Source organism: Xanthomonas sp. DAR 34887 (assembly GCF_041245805.1).
Taxonomy (GTDB): Bacteria; Pseudomonadota; Gammaproteobacteria; order Xanthomonadales; family Xanthomonadaceae; genus Xanthomonas_A; species Xanthomonas_A tesorieronis.
In genome coordinates, this window is sequence record NZ_CP162490.1 from 4,418,789 (window position 1) to 4,432,405 (window position 13,617).

The window sequence follows — 13,617 nt, forward strand, 5'->3', positions numbered from 1 at the left end:
CTCAGCGCGGCCGCCAGCGGTTCAGCAGCAGGGAATTGGCCAGCACCGAGACCGAACTCAGCGCCATCGCCGCACCGGCAAGCACCGGATTGAGCAGGCCGAACGCGGCCAGCGGGATGCCGAGCACGTTGTAGACGAAGGCGAAGAACAGGTTCTGGCGGATCTTGCGCAGGGTCGCCACGGACAGATCGATGGCGGTGGCCACGCCGTCCAGGTCGCCATGCATCAGCACCACGTCGGCGGCCTCCACCGCGATGTCCGAGCCGGCGCCGATGGCGAAGCTGACATCGGCCGCGGCCAGCGCCGGCGCGTCGTTGATGCCGTCGCCGACCATGCCGACGTGCGCGCCGGCTTGGGCCTGCAGGCGCCGCACTTCCTCGGCCTTGTGCTGCGGCAACACCTCGGCCAGCACCCGCGCGATGCCGACCTGCGCGGCCACGGCCTGCGCGACATGGCGGTTGTCGCCGCTGAGCATGATCACCTCGATGCCGCGCGCCTTGAGCCGCGCCACCGCGTCGAGGGCGCCCTCGCGCAGCGGATCGGCGATGGCGATGTAACCGGCAAGGCGGCCGTCCAGCGCGACCGCGACCACGCTCTGGCCCTTCGCCTGCGCCGCCTCGGCCCGCGGCAGCAGCGCCGCGTCCGGCGCCTGCACGGACAGCGCGCGCAGCCACGCCAGCGACCCCAGCGCCACCTCGCGTCCATCGACGCGGCCGCGCACGCCCTTGCCGGGCAGCGTCTCCACCGTCGCCACCGGCGGCAGCGGCGCCCCGCGCACGCCGTCGGCGGCGGCGCGGCGCACGATCGCATCGGCCAGCGGATGCGCCGAACCGACCTCCAGCGCGGCGGCCAGGCGCAGCAGCGCCGTCGCATCGCCGCCGTCCTCCACCCCGATCGCGGTCACCTGCGGGCGGCCTTCGGTCAGGGTGCCGGTCTTGTCCAGCACCAGCGTGGTCAGCGCACGCGCGCGCTCCAAGACCTCGGCGTTGCGGATCAGGATGCCGGCCCTGGCCCCCACGCCGGTGCCGACCATGATCGCGGTCGGCGTGGCCAGGCCCAGCGCGCACGGACAGGCGATCACCAGCACCGCCACCGCATGCACCAGCGCGGTGGCGAAACTGCCGCTGAGCCACCAGGCCGCGGCCATGGTGAGCATGGCGATGGCGATCACCGCCGGCACGAACACCGCGGCGATGCGGTCGACCAGGTGCTGGATCGGCGCCTTGGAGCCCTGCGCCGCATCGACCATGCGAATGATCTGCGCCAGCAACGTATCGGCACCGACGCCGGTGGCACGCGCGCGCAACAGGCCGAACTGGTTCACCGTGGCGGCGAACAGGCGGCTGCCCGGCTCCTTGGCCACCGGCATCGCCTCGCCCGACAGCATCGCCTCGTCCACGCTGGAACGGCCGTCGAGCACCTCGCCGTCCACCGGCACCCGCTCGCCGGCAGCGACCACGAACACATCGCCGACGACCAGCTCGGCGGCATCGATCTCCACGATGGCGCCGTCGCGCTCCACCTTGGCGGTCTTGGGCTTGAGGTCGAGCAGCGCGCGGATCGCCGAGGAGGTCCTGCGCCTGGCGCGCGCTTCCAGCAGCCGCCCGAGCAGGATCAGGGTGACGATCGAGGCGCTGGCCTCGAAATACACGTGCTGCCCGGCCAGGCCGAACACCGTGACCGCCGCGCTGTACAGGTAGGCCATGCTGGTACCGAGCGCGACCAGCACGTCCATGTTGGCGCGGCCATTGCGCAAGGCCCTGAAACCGGCGCGGTAGAAACGCGCGCCGAGCCAGAACTGCACCGGCGTGGCCAGCAGCAGCTGCAGCCAGCGCGGCAACGGCTCGGCATGCTGGCCGCCGAGCGCATGCGCGATGGCGGAGACGTCCAGCATGCCGAACATCTGCACGAACAACGGCAGGGTCAGCAGCACCGCCGCGGCGAACCGGCCCAGCTCGTGGCGCCAGGCGCGGCGTTCGGCCTGTTCGCGCGCCTGCAGTTGCGTCTGATCCAGGTCGCGCACGACGCTGGCGCCGAAGCCGGCGCTGCCGATCCGCGCGAGGATCGCGGCCGGCGCGACCAGTTCCGCCACGTACTCCACACGCGCCTTGGCCGAGGCCAGGTTGACGCTGCCGGCGACCACGCCCGGCGTGTTCGCCAACACTGTTTCGATCGCGGACGCGCAGGACGCGCAGCTCATGCCGGTAAGGTCCAGCGTTAGCGTCTGCGTCGGCACGCTGTACCCGGCCTGGCCGATGCGCTGCAGCAGCGTCTGCGCATCCACCTGCTGCGGGTCGTAGTCCAGGTGCACGCGCGCGGCGGCGTAATTGGCCTGGGCATCGACGCCGGGCAACTGCTTGAGCGCCTGTTCCAGGCCGACCGCGCAGGACGCGCAGCTCATGCCCTGCACCGGCAGGCTCACGCTGGCAGTGGCGGTCGCCGTCGCGTTCACGGCTGCGGCTTGCCCGGCGCGGCGTCGCCGCGGATGTCGCCGAGAATCGGGCAGCAGTCGGGTTCGCCGCTGCCCGGGCATTCGGCGACCAGCACGGCCAGCGCATCGCGCATCTCGGTGAGTTGCGCGATGCGCCGATCCAGCTCGTGCAGGCGCTTGCTCGCCCGCTGCTTGATGCCTTCCACGCCATGCAGGCGGTCGTCCTGCAGCGCGAGCAGGTCGCGGATCTCCTCCAGCGAGAAGCCCAGGTCCTTGGCGCGGCGGATGAAACGCACCCGCTCCACCGCGGCCGCATCGTAGTCGCGGTAGCCGGACGCACGCCGCGGCGGCGCCGGCAGCAGGCCCTGGCGTTCGTAGTAGCGGACCGTGTCGATGGCGACGTCGGCCTGGCGCGCGAGCGCGCCGATGGTGAAGCGGGGCGGAGTGGCGACCGGATTCATGCGTGCAAGCTACTCCCTGGAGGCTGGTCCAGGGTCAAGCCATTGTCGCCGTTGCGCGAAAATTGTTCATTGACGGCTCACGCTGGCGCCGCCCCCTTGCCGCGCAGGCCTTCGCGGGGCATGGACGCGCGCCCTGGACCCGACTCCAGGGTGCGCTGCCAGCGAGCCGCCATGCCATCCCGGCGCTTGCCCGCTGCCATCACTGCAGTATTCTCCTCGCATTCCCTCGCGTGCCCTGCGTGTTTCGTGCCGATCTTCGCCTTGCTGACCCGCCTGCTGCTGTGCCTGAGCCTGCTGCTCAATGGCGCCGGCACGGCTGTGGCGATGCCGGGCATGGCAGAGATGGCGCAACGCGGCGACGCTGGCGGCTCTCACCACCACGCCTCCGAGCACGCGCATGCAACGAAGGTCGTCGCCGCGGCAATGCCGTGCCACCATGAGGCCGCACCGCCCGCCGCCGGGCATGGCGATGGCCACTGCCCCAAGCAGGCCGACAAGCACGGCTGCTGCGGCGCCGCGGCCGGCTGCCAGTGCCTGCATGCGCAGCCGCTGCCGGCGCTGATCGCGCTGCCGCTGGCAGTGCCGGTCGCCGCACGCCAACTGTTCCCGCGCGGCCGCCAGGACGGCCGCGGCGCGCCCGGCCTGCCACGGCTGGAACGACCTCCCAGCGCCTGAGCGCGACGCTGCCGCCCGCTCGGGCGGCGCCACTGCGACCGCGCCTGCGCGCGCCGTCGCTTCTGCGCACGCACCGCCCACGCGGTCGCGCATCGCATCGCATCGAGGCTCACTCATGAAACCACCCTCCTCCGGCCCTGCCCTGCCGTCGCGGCGCCGTTTCGTCACCGGACTGGCGCTGGGCGCCGCCGCCGGCATCGGCGGCCTGTCGCTACGGCAGGCGCAGGCCGCGGCGCTGGCGCGCAATGGCGCCGTGCCGTACCAGCTGCACGGCACCGATTTCGACCTGAGCATCGGCAGCGCGCGGGTCAACTTCACCGGGTGCGAGCGTCCGGCCATCACCGTCAACGGCAGCGTGCCCGCGCCGATCCTGCGCTGGCGCGAAGGCGACACCGTCGAAGTGCGCGTCGCCAACCGCCTGCCCGGGCACACCCAGACCTCGGTGCACTGGCACGGCATCGTGCTGCCGGCGAACATGGACGGCGTGCCGGGCATGAGTTTCGACGGCATCTATCCCGGCGAAAGCTACCGCTACCGTTTCACCCTGCGCCAGTCGGGCACCTACTGGTACCACAGCCACTCGCTGCACCAGGAACAGGCCGGCCTGTACGGCGCGATCGTGATCGACCCGCTGCAGCCGCCGCCCTACCACTACGACCGCGAGCACGTGCTGCTGCTGTCGGACTGGACCGACCTGGACCCGGCGGCGCTGTTCCGGCGGCTGAAGAAGATGCCGTCCTACGACAACACCTACCAGCGCACCGTCGGCGACTTCCTGCGCGACGCGCGCGAAGACGGCTTGCGCGCCACCCTCGCCGACCGCGGCATGTGGGGCCGCATGCGCATGACCCCCAGCGACCTGTCCGACGTCAACGCCAATACCTACACCTACCTGCTCAACGGCGTCGCCCCCGGCGGCAACTGGACCGGCGAATTCCGTCCCGGCGAGAAGGTGCTGCTGCGCCTGATCAACGCCTCCAGCATGACCTACTTCGATGTGCGCATTCCCGGACTGAAGCTGACCGTGGTCGCCGCCGACGGCCAGTACGTGCACCCGGTAAGCGTGGACGAACTGCGCATCGCCGCGGCCGAGACCTACGACGTGCTGGTGGAACCCAATGGCCAGGATGCCTACACCGTGTTCGCCCAGGACATGGGCCGCACCGGCTACGCGCGCGGCACCCTGGCCGTGCGCCAGGGACTGCAGGCGCCGGTACCGGCGAACGATCCACGCCCGCTGCTGCGCATGCAGGACATGGGCCACGCCATGGGCGGGCACGCCGGCATGGAGCACGGCGGCGCGCGCGCGATGCAGGGCATGGAAGGCGGCTGCGGCGCCAGCATGAGCATGGCCGGCATGGACCATGCCGCGATGGACCACGGCGCGCATGCGGCCGGGGACGCCGGCGCGGCGCCCACACATCCGCCCAGCGAGCGCGGCAATCCGCTGGTGGACATGCAGTCCTCCGCCACCGCGCCGAAGCTGGACGATCCGGGCATCGGCCTGCGCGACAACGGCCGCCGGGTGCTGCGCTACGCCGACCTGCACAGCCTGTTCGACGACCCCGACGGCCGCGACCCCGGACGCGAGATCGAACTGCATCTCACCGGCAACATGGAGAAGTTCGCCTGGTCCTTCGACGGCATCCCGTTCGCCAGCGCCGAGCCGCTGCGGCTGAACTACGGCGAGCGCCTGCGCATCGTGCTGGTCAACGACACGATGATGCAGCACCCGATCCACCTGCACGGCATGTGGAGCGACGTGGAGAACGCCGCCGGCCAGTTCCAGGTGCGCAAGCACACCGTGGACATGCCGCCGGGCACGCGCCGCAGCTACCGCGTGCGCGCCGACGCGTTGGGGCGCTGGGCCTATCACTGCCATCTGCTGTACCACATGGACGGCGGCATGATGCGCGAAGTGCGGGTGGACGCATGAACGCCACGCCGCTCGCCACGCTGGCGCAGGCCATCGGCCTGGCGCTGCTGCTCGCGCATGGCGCTGCGGGTGCGCAGCATGTGCATGCGCCTGGAGCTGCCGATACCGATATCGCAACTGCGGCTGTACCTGCGTCTGCATCCGCGCCCGCGACATGCGTGTGTCCGCCATCCAACGACGCGGCGCATATGCGCGCCTCGCCATCGCCGCCTGCCGCCGGCGGCGATAGCGCAGCGATGGCGCATGCCGGCATGGATCACGCGGCGATGGGGCACGCCGCCCACGTCGCCGATGTTCCGGCCGCCCCGACGACGAGCGACGGCGGCATGCAGCACATGGACATGGAGCACGCAGCACATGCCGACCATGCCATGTCCGGCCATGCAGACATGCAACCCATGGACATGCAGCCGGCCACGATGAAGCAGGCAACGCCGACCCCAGCGCAGACCGATGGCGCCATGCAAAACCATGCTGGGATGCAGCCGGAGACTGCGGAGCTGAAATCGGGCTACAGGGGACAGGCCAACGGAAAAACAGAAACGCACCATGCTCACTCCAGCGCGACGGCGACATGCAGCTGCGTCGGTGCGCCGGCGTCCACGTTGCCGCGCGAGCCGATTCCGGCGCTCACCGACGCCGACCGCGCCGCTGCGTTCCCGGTTCTGCGCACGCACGCGATGCCGCATGCGGCGTCGCGCACCGGCTACCTGCTGTTCGACCGGCTGGAAGGCTGGGACAACGACCACGGCAGCGGCCAGGCCTGGGAAGCCAGCGCCTGGTACGGCGGCGATATCGATCGGCTGTGGCTGCGCAGCGAAGGCGAGCGCAGCGGCGGCCATACCGAAGCGGCAGACCTGGAAGCGCTGTACGGCCACGCGATCTCGCCGTGGTGGGACCTGCTGGTGGGAGTGAAACAGGACGTCGCCCCGGGCGATGCGCGCACCTCGGCCGCGTTCGGCGTGCAGGGCATGGCGCCGTACAAGTTCGAGGTCGCAGCCACGCTGTACGTCGGCGAAGGCGGCAGCGCCAGCGCGCGCCTGGAAGGCGAGTACGACGTGCTGCTGACCAACCGCTGGATCCTGCAGCCGCGGCTGGAAGCGGAGGCGGCGTTCGCCGACGATCGGGCGCACGGCATCGGCAGCGGACTGTCCACGCTAGAGGCAGGGTTGCGCTTGCGTTACGAGATCAGCCGCCGTTTCGCGCCCTATCTCGGCGTTGTCCACGAGCGCGCGTTCGGCGCGACCGCGGACTATCGCCGCGACCTGGGAGAAGCCGCGCGCGAGACGCGCGTGGTCGCTGGCGTACGCGTCTGGTTTTGAGCAAACGCCAGCGGATTAGTTCCGAACGACATCGCCCCTTGTAGGAGCTGGTTCAGGGCGCCTCCAATAGCCCCAAAGAATGTCGATGCATTTGCGAGACGCCGACACGCCCAGCCCGCAGGTTCCGGTATCGATACGTACGAGATGCGATGGGCAAAGACGTATTGGCCGTAGACTCGGTGGCGTTGCGGCCGCGTTTTTTCATGGACGTCTTGGCATCACCGCCACGTCATCCTCCTGTCGCGGCTGAAGCCGCTCCTACAAGAGCAAGGCGCGCTTGTGGAGGAGCGGCTTCAGCCGCGACAGAAAAAAGGAACACGCCATCGCCACGCGCAGCGTGCAGCTTCCGGAATGGAGTTACTAGAGGTACCCTTCAGCCGCGACAGATTCCATCGCACCCTGTCGCGGCTGAAGCCGCTGCTACATCGCTTCGTCAACCGAGATGGCAGGCCGCGCGGCAGGCGCCGCCAGGACGCCTCGCAACCGCTCACGCTCGCAGCGCACCATCCTCGCCGATCCGCCAGTCGCGCGGCGGACGCAGCGCGCCGAGCGTACGCACCAGTTCCTGGTAGCTGCGCGCCAATTGCCCGAACAGGCCGGCATCGCTGGCGCGGGTCTCGGCCACTTCGTAATAGGCGCCGCGGCCCAGGTCGATGAAGTAGTCCACGCTGACCCGGCGCCGTGCGGCCACGCCGGGAAACAACCCGGCGATCAGCAGGCAGCCGTCGCCGACCTCGCGCAGCGCGTCGGCGCGGGCGCGCCCGACCTGCTCCTGCGCATGCAGCCAGGCCAGCGCCTGGGTGCGCGACAGCAAGTGTCCATCGGCCTGATAGCGCAGCAACACGAACACCAGATAGCTCTCGCGCGACTCGTCCAGCGGCCGGCCCAGCCGCTGCCCTGCCTCGTGCACCAGCGCCTGCCACAGTTCGGCCGGCGCCCCCTGTCTGAAAGACTCGTACATATGTCCTCCTGCGTGGTGGGAACCCTCGCCAGGAGCTTATGCATAACCTGGGCCACTGCGTTGGCAGCCGACCGCGGCGGCTGCCAACCTGCGTGCGTGCACGGCGAACATCCCGTGGGAGACAGGCGGATGCGCGGATGCCGCACGACGCCGCAATCAACGACGCAGAAACCGGCGCGCCATGTAGCAACGACCAGTGGCACGCCGGCAACTATCGAGGCCCAGGACCGCATTCCGCCACATGGCGCCAGCATGTCGACCAGAACCCATCCGCTGCGCGCGCCAGCACCGCGACGCCACGGCAACCGCGCTACTTCTTCCTGGCGGCGCCCTTGCGGGCCGGTACAGGCGCTGACTGCGCCTGGGCGCGCCGTGCCGCCAGACCATGCAGGATCAAGTCGATGCCGGCCACGAAATCCATCCGGTCGTCATGCGTGCGCATGTGCAGGGCCATGCCGCGCACGAACGGGTACGCGTCCGCGTCCAGTTGCGACCACGCGTTCGCCACCGCATCCAGGAAATCGGACCTGACGATGCCGCGCACGCGCGCGAGCTGCGTGTTGGCCGCGTTCTGCCCGGCTACGCCGAGGATATAGCTCAACAACGCGGCGACCGCGGCCCACTGCTCGTGGTCCGGCACGCCGAGCGCGCACACCTGCTGGCCGATGCGCTCGACGACGCGCACGATCGGCAATTCGCCGGGCGCGCGGTTGAGCGCCGAACCCATCCACGGATGCGCATCGATCGCATCGAACATGCCCAGCGCCAGCGCGCGCAGCGCAGCCTCCGGCGTGGCGTCGGCGGACGGCGCATGCAAGGTGCGCGCGACGATGGCGTCGCAGGCGGCGGTCAGCAGATCGCGCTTGTCGGCGACATGCCAGTAGAGCGCCCCCGGGCCGGTGGCGAGCCGCTCGGACAGCGCGCGGAAGGTCAGTCCGCCCTCGCCGCCGCTGTCCAGCAGCGCGATCGATGCTTCCACGATCTGGTCGCGCGAGAGCGATGCCTCGCGTCGCGGGGTGCCGCGGGGTGTCTTGGCCATGCCCCATGTTGACATAAATGGAACGTCATTCCAATATTGTGGAACGACGTTCCATTGCCACCGCGCCACCGGCGCACCTTCGACCAAGGATTCAGATGCACACTCCCATCGCGATCATCGGCGCCGGGCTCGGCGGGCTCATGCTCGCCCGCGTGCTGCACGTGCACGGCATCGCCGCGACGCTCTACGAAGCCGAAGCCTCGGCGGATGCCCGCCCGCAGGGCGGCCTGCTCGATATCCACACCTACAACGGCCAGCGCGCGCTCAAGGCCGCGGGCCTCCACGACGCGTTCCTCGGCCTCGTGCTTCCCGGTGCGGACGCAAAGCGGATCGTCGACAGCCAGGGCGCGATCCTGATCGACAGACCCGACACTGGCAGCGGCACCCGCCCCGAGGTCGATCGCGGAGCCCTGCGGCGGCTCCTGCTCGACGCGCTTCCCGCCGGCACCATCCGCTGGGGCCACAAGCTGGCCGCAGCCGACCCGCTCGGCGACGGGCGGCACCTGCTGCGCTTCGCCGACGGCGCGACCGTGACCACCGATCTGCTGGTGGGCGCGGATGGCGCCTGGTCGCGCGTGCGTCCGCTGCTGTCCCCTGCAGTGCCCATCTACACCGGCACTTCGTTCATCGAGACCTGCCTGTTCGATGGCGACAGCCGCCACCCCGCCAGCGCGCGGACGATCGGCGGCGGCACGCTGATGGCGGTCGCGCCGGGCAAGGGCATCCTCGCCCACCGCCATGCCGACGGGACCCTGCAGACCTATGTGTCGCTGAACAGGCCGGAAGACTGGTTCGCGCGCCTCGACTTCGCCGACCCGGCGACCGCGATGGCCCGCATCGCCGCAGAATTCGACGGATGGGCCCCGGCGTTGACCGCGCTGGTCACCGATGGCGACACCGCCCCCGTGCTGCGCCCGATCCATGCACTGCCGACCGGGCACCGCTGGGAGCGCAGGCCCGGCGTGACCTTGCTTGGCGATGCGGCGCATTTGATGTCGCCGTTCGCCGGCGAAGGCGCCAATCTCGCGCTCTACGACGGCGCCGAACTCGGCAAGGCCATCGCCGCCCATCCCGGTGCGCTCGATGCCGCGCTCGCCGCGTACGAGAGCGAACTATTCCCGCGCAGCGCGGCCTTCGCCGAAGAGTCGGCGCAGAATCTGGCGATGTTCTTCGACGCCGACGCGCCGCAGGGCCTGGTCGCGTTCTTCCAACGCGTGGCCGGGTAGCGCATCCGTTGCGCAGAAGCCGTCGTGCCGCCTAGTACCGGCGCGGCGGTAGCGGCATCGGTCCTCGGCTGCGGCCTTCTCAAGCCCGCGCTGCGTCAGCGCTATCCATGCGCGCCGCGCGTCGGCCTGCGCAGGCACGCAGGCCAGCCCGGGCGACGCGCCCCCGCGCCTATTCCACCGTCACCGACTTGGCCAGATTGCGCGGCTTGTCCACGTCGGTGCCGCGCGCCAAAGCGGTGTGGTAGGCGAGCAGTTGCACCGGGATGGTGTGCACCACCGGGCTGAGCAGGCCGGCGTTGCGCGGGGTGCGGATCACGTGCACGCCTTCGGACTCGCTGAACTGGCTGTCCTGGTCGGCGAACACGAACAGCTCGCCGCCGCGCGCGCGCACTTCCTGCATGTTGGATTTCACCTTCTCCAGCAGCGCATCGTTGGGCGCGATCACCACCACCGGCATGTTCGCATCCACCAGCGCCAACGGGCCGTGCTTGAGTTCGCCGGCCGGATAGCCTTCGGCGTGGATGTAGGTGATTTCCTTGAGCTTGAGCGCGCCTTCCAGCGCGATCGGATAGTGCAGGCCGCGGCCCAGGAACAGCGCGTTGTGCTTGTCGGCGAAACGCTCGGCCCACCCCGCGATCTGCGGCTCCAGGTTCAGCGCGTGCTGCACGCTGCCCGGCAGGTAGCGCAGTTGTTCCAGGTAATCGGCTTCCTGTGCGGCGCTCAGCCGTCCGCGCAGCTTGGCCAGCACGCAGGTCAGCTGGAACAGCGCCGCCAGCTGGGTGGTGAAGGCCTTGGTCGAGGCCACGCCGATCTCGGCGCCGGCGCGGGTGTACAGCACCAGCGCGCTGGCGCGCGGGATCGCGCTCTCGGGCACGTTGCAGATCGACAGGGTCTTGGCGTGGCCCAGCGCCTTGGCGTATTTCAGCGCCTCCATGGTGTCCAGGGTTTCGCCGGACTGGGAAATGGTCACGATCAGCTGCCGCGGATTGGCGTAGGCGGCGCGGTAGCGGTATTCGCTGGCGATCTCCACGCTGCACGGCAGGCCGGCGATCGACTCGATCCAGTAACGCGCGGTCAGCCCGGCGTAGTAGCTGGTGCCGCAGGCCAGGATCTGCACGCCGTCGATGTCGGCCAGCTGCCCGGCATTGCGGCCGAACAGCGTGGTGTCGAAGCCGCCGGCGTCGAACAGCGCTTCCAGCGTGTCGGCCAGCGCGCGCGGCTGCTCGTGGATTTCCTTCTGCATGAAGTGGCGGTACGGGCCCAGCTCCAGCGAGGCCAGCGACACTTCGGACATGTGCACCTCGCGCTGCGCCGGCTGGTCCTGCGCGTCGTACACCTGCACGCCGGTCCGGCTCAGCTCGGCGGTATCGCCTTCCTCGAGGAAGATCACCCGCCGCGTGGCCTGGATCACCGCCGATACGTCGGAGGCGATGAAGTTCTCGCCCTCGCCCAGGCCGATCAGCAGCGGGCAACCCATGCGCGCGCACACCAGCACGTCCGGCCGCGACTTGCTGACCGCGGCCAGCGCATAGGCGCCGGTCAGTTCCTTGGCCGCGGCCTGCAGCGCCGCCAGCAGCGAAAGCCCCTGCGCGGTGTGATGGTGGATCAGGTGCGCGATGACCTCGGTGTCGGTCTGCGACTCGAACACGTAGCCCAGCGCGCGCAGCCGCTCGCGCTGCTGCTCGTGGTTCTCGATGATGCCGTTGTGCACCAGCGCCAGATCGCCGTGGCTGACGTGCGGATGCGCGTTGGCCTCGGTGACGCCGCCATGGGTGGCCCAGCGGGTGTGGCCGATGCCCAGCGTGGCGTGCAGGTCTTCGGCCAGCGCCGCGCCTTCCATCTCCGCCACGCGCCCGGTACGGCGCACCCGGCGCACGCCGTCGGCGGCGACCACGGCGATCCCGGAGGAGTCGTAGCCGCGGTACTCCAGCCGCTTCAGGCCTTCGATCAGGACCGGCACCACGTCCCGTTCCGCAATCGCACCCACGATCCCGCACATAGCCGTACCCTGCACCGAAAGATCGCCATTCTAGCTTTGTCCGCTGAATGTCCCATGCGGCCCGCCGACGCGACTCGACCAGGCCATCGCGTGGCCCGGGCGCCGCCGGCGCGCTGCGCGCAACGCGTCCGCACGCCCCGGGCGGACGCGGACAGGGTGTCCGCGAACGTGTCCGCGGACACGCGGACAGCCGACCCTCGCGGCGAATATCCAATTTTTTCAAACGCTTGCGATTGGCACGCGACGTGCTTTGGATTCGTTCATTCTCCACTGCGCCGACCCGACCGATGATCCGCGACACTTCCGCCCAGGACCAGGTTCTCGCCCGTCCCCGCTCCGCCGCCTGGCGCCGCTGGTTCTGGCCCGCGCTGATCGCGCTGGCGGTGCTGCTCGGCATCGCCTTCGCCGCGCGCGGCTGGATCGCCGGCAGCCGTTCGTTCGACGCGCAGCGCGTGCGCATCGCCACGGTCAGCCGCGGCGACCTGGTCCGCGACATCTCCGCCGACGGGCGCCTGATCGCCGCCAACAGCCCCACCCTGTACGCGATCTCCGGCGGCACCGTGACCTTGAAGGTGGTGGCCGGCGATGTGGTCAAGCAGGGCCAGGAGCTGGCCGAGATCGACAGCCCGGAACTGCGTAGCAAGCTCGCCCAGGAAGAAGCCACCCTGGCCGGCCTGGAAGCGGAGGCCGGCCGCGCCGACCTGGACGCGGTGCTGGCGCGTGCCAACGCCAGCAAGCTGGTCGACCAGGCGCAGATCGAACGGCAGGCCGCCAGCCGCGACCTGGAGCGCTACCAGCGCGGCTACGACGGCGGCGCGGTGCCGCAGGTGGAGCTGGCCAAGGCGCAGGACACGCTGAAGAAGGCCGACATCGCGATGAGCCATGCGCAGAAGGACTCCGGCCTGCAGACGCAGGGGGCGGGGCTGGACGCGCGCAACAAGCGCCTGCTGGCCGAGCGCCAGCGCGCGGTGGTCACCGAGGTGAAGCGCCAGGTGGACCTGCTGACCCTGCGCTCGCCGTTCGACGGCCAGGTCGGCCAGGTGCAGGTGTCGCAGCACACCAACGTCGCCGCCAACGCGCCGGTGCTGAGCGTGGTGGATCTGTCCAAGTTCGAATTGGAGATCAAGGTGCCGGAGAGCTTCGCCCGCGACCTTGCGATCGGCATGCCGGCGCAGCTGACCAGCGGTGCCGGCGAACCGTTCGCCGGCGCGATCTCGGCGGTGTCGCCGGAAGTGGTCAACGGCGAGGTCAACGCGCGCATCCGCTTCACCGACAAGCAGCCGCCCGGCCTGCGCCAGAGCCAGCGCATGAGCGCGCGGGTGCTGCTGGATACCCGCAAGAACGTGCTCAAGGTCGAGCGCGGCCCGTTCGTCGAGCAATCCGGCGGCCGCTACGCCTACGTGATGGACGGCAACTCGGCGATCCGCCGCCCGGTGGAGCTCGGCGTCACCAGCCTGGGCGAGGTCGAGGTGCGGTCGGGCCTGCAGCCGGGCGACCGTGTCGTGGTCTCCGGCAGCGACCTGTTCGGCGAGGCGCCGCAGGTGACGGTGCATTGAAGGCCGGGATT

10 protein-coding genes are annotated in these 13,617 nt (G+C 70.4%); 5 read left to right on the forward strand and 5 right to left on the reverse strand.

Annotated elements, in window-relative coordinates:
* Nucleotide 1 precedes the first annotated feature (1 nt).
* Together AB3X08_RS18795 and AB3X08_RS18800 are read right to left on the reverse strand one after the other, a co-directional pair.
* Nucleotides 2-2,401, reverse strand: a complete 2,400-nt coding sequence (locus AB3X08_RS18795; RefSeq protein ID WP_369938577.1) for a heavy metal translocating P-type ATPase — start codon at nucleotides 2,399-2,401, stop codon at nucleotides 2-4.
* Nucleotides 2,402-2,448: 47 nt separating this feature from the next.
* Nucleotides 2,449-2,892: a heavy metal-responsive transcriptional regulator gene (locus AB3X08_RS18800; protein WP_369934269.1), complete on the reverse strand. Its 444-nt coding sequence runs from the start codon at nucleotides 2,890-2,892 to the stop codon at nucleotides 2,449-2,451.
* A 246-nt stretch (nucleotides 2,893-3,138) separates the two neighbouring features.
* Here AB3X08_RS18800 and AB3X08_RS18805 point away from each other — a divergent pair, with 246 nt between their 5' ends.
* The 3 genes from AB3X08_RS18805 to AB3X08_RS22570 all read left to right on the forward strand — a co-directional run bounded on the left by AB3X08_RS18805 (nucleotide 3,139) and on the right by AB3X08_RS22570 (nucleotide 6,825).
* A complete protein-coding gene (locus tag AB3X08_RS18805; RefSeq protein ID WP_369934270.1) occupies nucleotides 3,139-3,567 on the forward strand; it encodes a CopL family metal-binding regulatory protein in 429 nt (142 codons plus the stop codon).
* Nucleotides 3,568-3,682: 115 nt separating this feature from the next.
* Nucleotides 3,683-5,503: a copper resistance system multicopper oxidase gene (locus tag AB3X08_RS18810; protein ID WP_369934272.1), complete on the forward strand. Its 1,821-nt coding sequence runs from the start codon at nucleotides 3,683-3,685 to the stop codon at nucleotides 5,501-5,503.
* 605 nt (nucleotides 5,504-6,108) lie between these two features.
* Nucleotides 6,109-6,825 carry a copper resistance protein B gene (locus tag AB3X08_RS22570; RefSeq protein ID WP_420018399.1) on the forward strand — a complete coding sequence of 239 codons (717 nt, stop codon included), beginning with the start codon at nucleotides 6,109-6,111 and terminating at the stop codon, nucleotides 6,823-6,825.
* Between the two features lie 487 nt (nucleotides 6,826-7,312).
* Here AB3X08_RS22570 and AB3X08_RS18820 read toward each other — a convergent pair whose 3' ends face one another.
* Complete coding sequence (locus tag AB3X08_RS18820) at nucleotides 7,313-7,786, reverse strand: hypothetical protein (RefSeq protein WP_369934274.1); 474 nt, start codon at nucleotides 7,784-7,786, stop codon at nucleotides 7,313-7,315.
* Between the two features lie 310 nt (nucleotides 7,787-8,096).
* Nucleotides 8,097-8,912, reverse strand: coding sequence for a TetR/AcrR family transcriptional regulator (locus AB3X08_RS18825; RefSeq protein ID WP_369934275.1), 816 nt, complete (start codon nucleotides 8,910-8,912; stop codon nucleotides 8,097-8,099).
* 8 nt (nucleotides 8,913-8,920) lie between these two features.
* Between AB3X08_RS18825 and AB3X08_RS18830 the strand changes: the two genes are divergently transcribed.
* Nucleotides 8,921-10,051 (forward strand): FAD-dependent oxidoreductase, encoded by a 1,131-nt coding sequence (locus AB3X08_RS18830; RefSeq protein ID WP_369934277.1) that lies wholly within the window; start codon nucleotides 8,921-8,923, stop codon nucleotides 10,049-10,051.
* Nucleotides 10,052-10,220: 169 nt separating this feature from the next.
* Here AB3X08_RS18830 and glmS read toward each other — a convergent pair whose 3' ends face one another.
* On the reverse strand, nucleotides 10,221-12,050 hold the full coding sequence (glmS, locus tag AB3X08_RS18835) for a glutamine--fructose-6-phosphate transaminase (isomerizing) (RefSeq protein WP_369934279.1): 1,830 nt from the start codon (nucleotides 12,048-12,050) through the stop codon (nucleotides 10,221-10,223).
* Nucleotides 12,051-12,337: 287 nt separating this feature from the next.
* Between glmS and AB3X08_RS18840 the strand changes: the two genes are divergently transcribed.
* The gene (locus tag AB3X08_RS18840) at nucleotides 12,338-13,606 is read left to right on the forward strand and encodes an efflux RND transporter periplasmic adaptor subunit (RefSeq protein ID WP_369934280.1); all 1,269 of its coding nucleotides are present in this window, start codon (nucleotides 12,338-12,340) and stop codon (nucleotides 13,604-13,606) included.
* Nucleotides 13,607-13,617 lie beyond the last annotated feature (11 nt).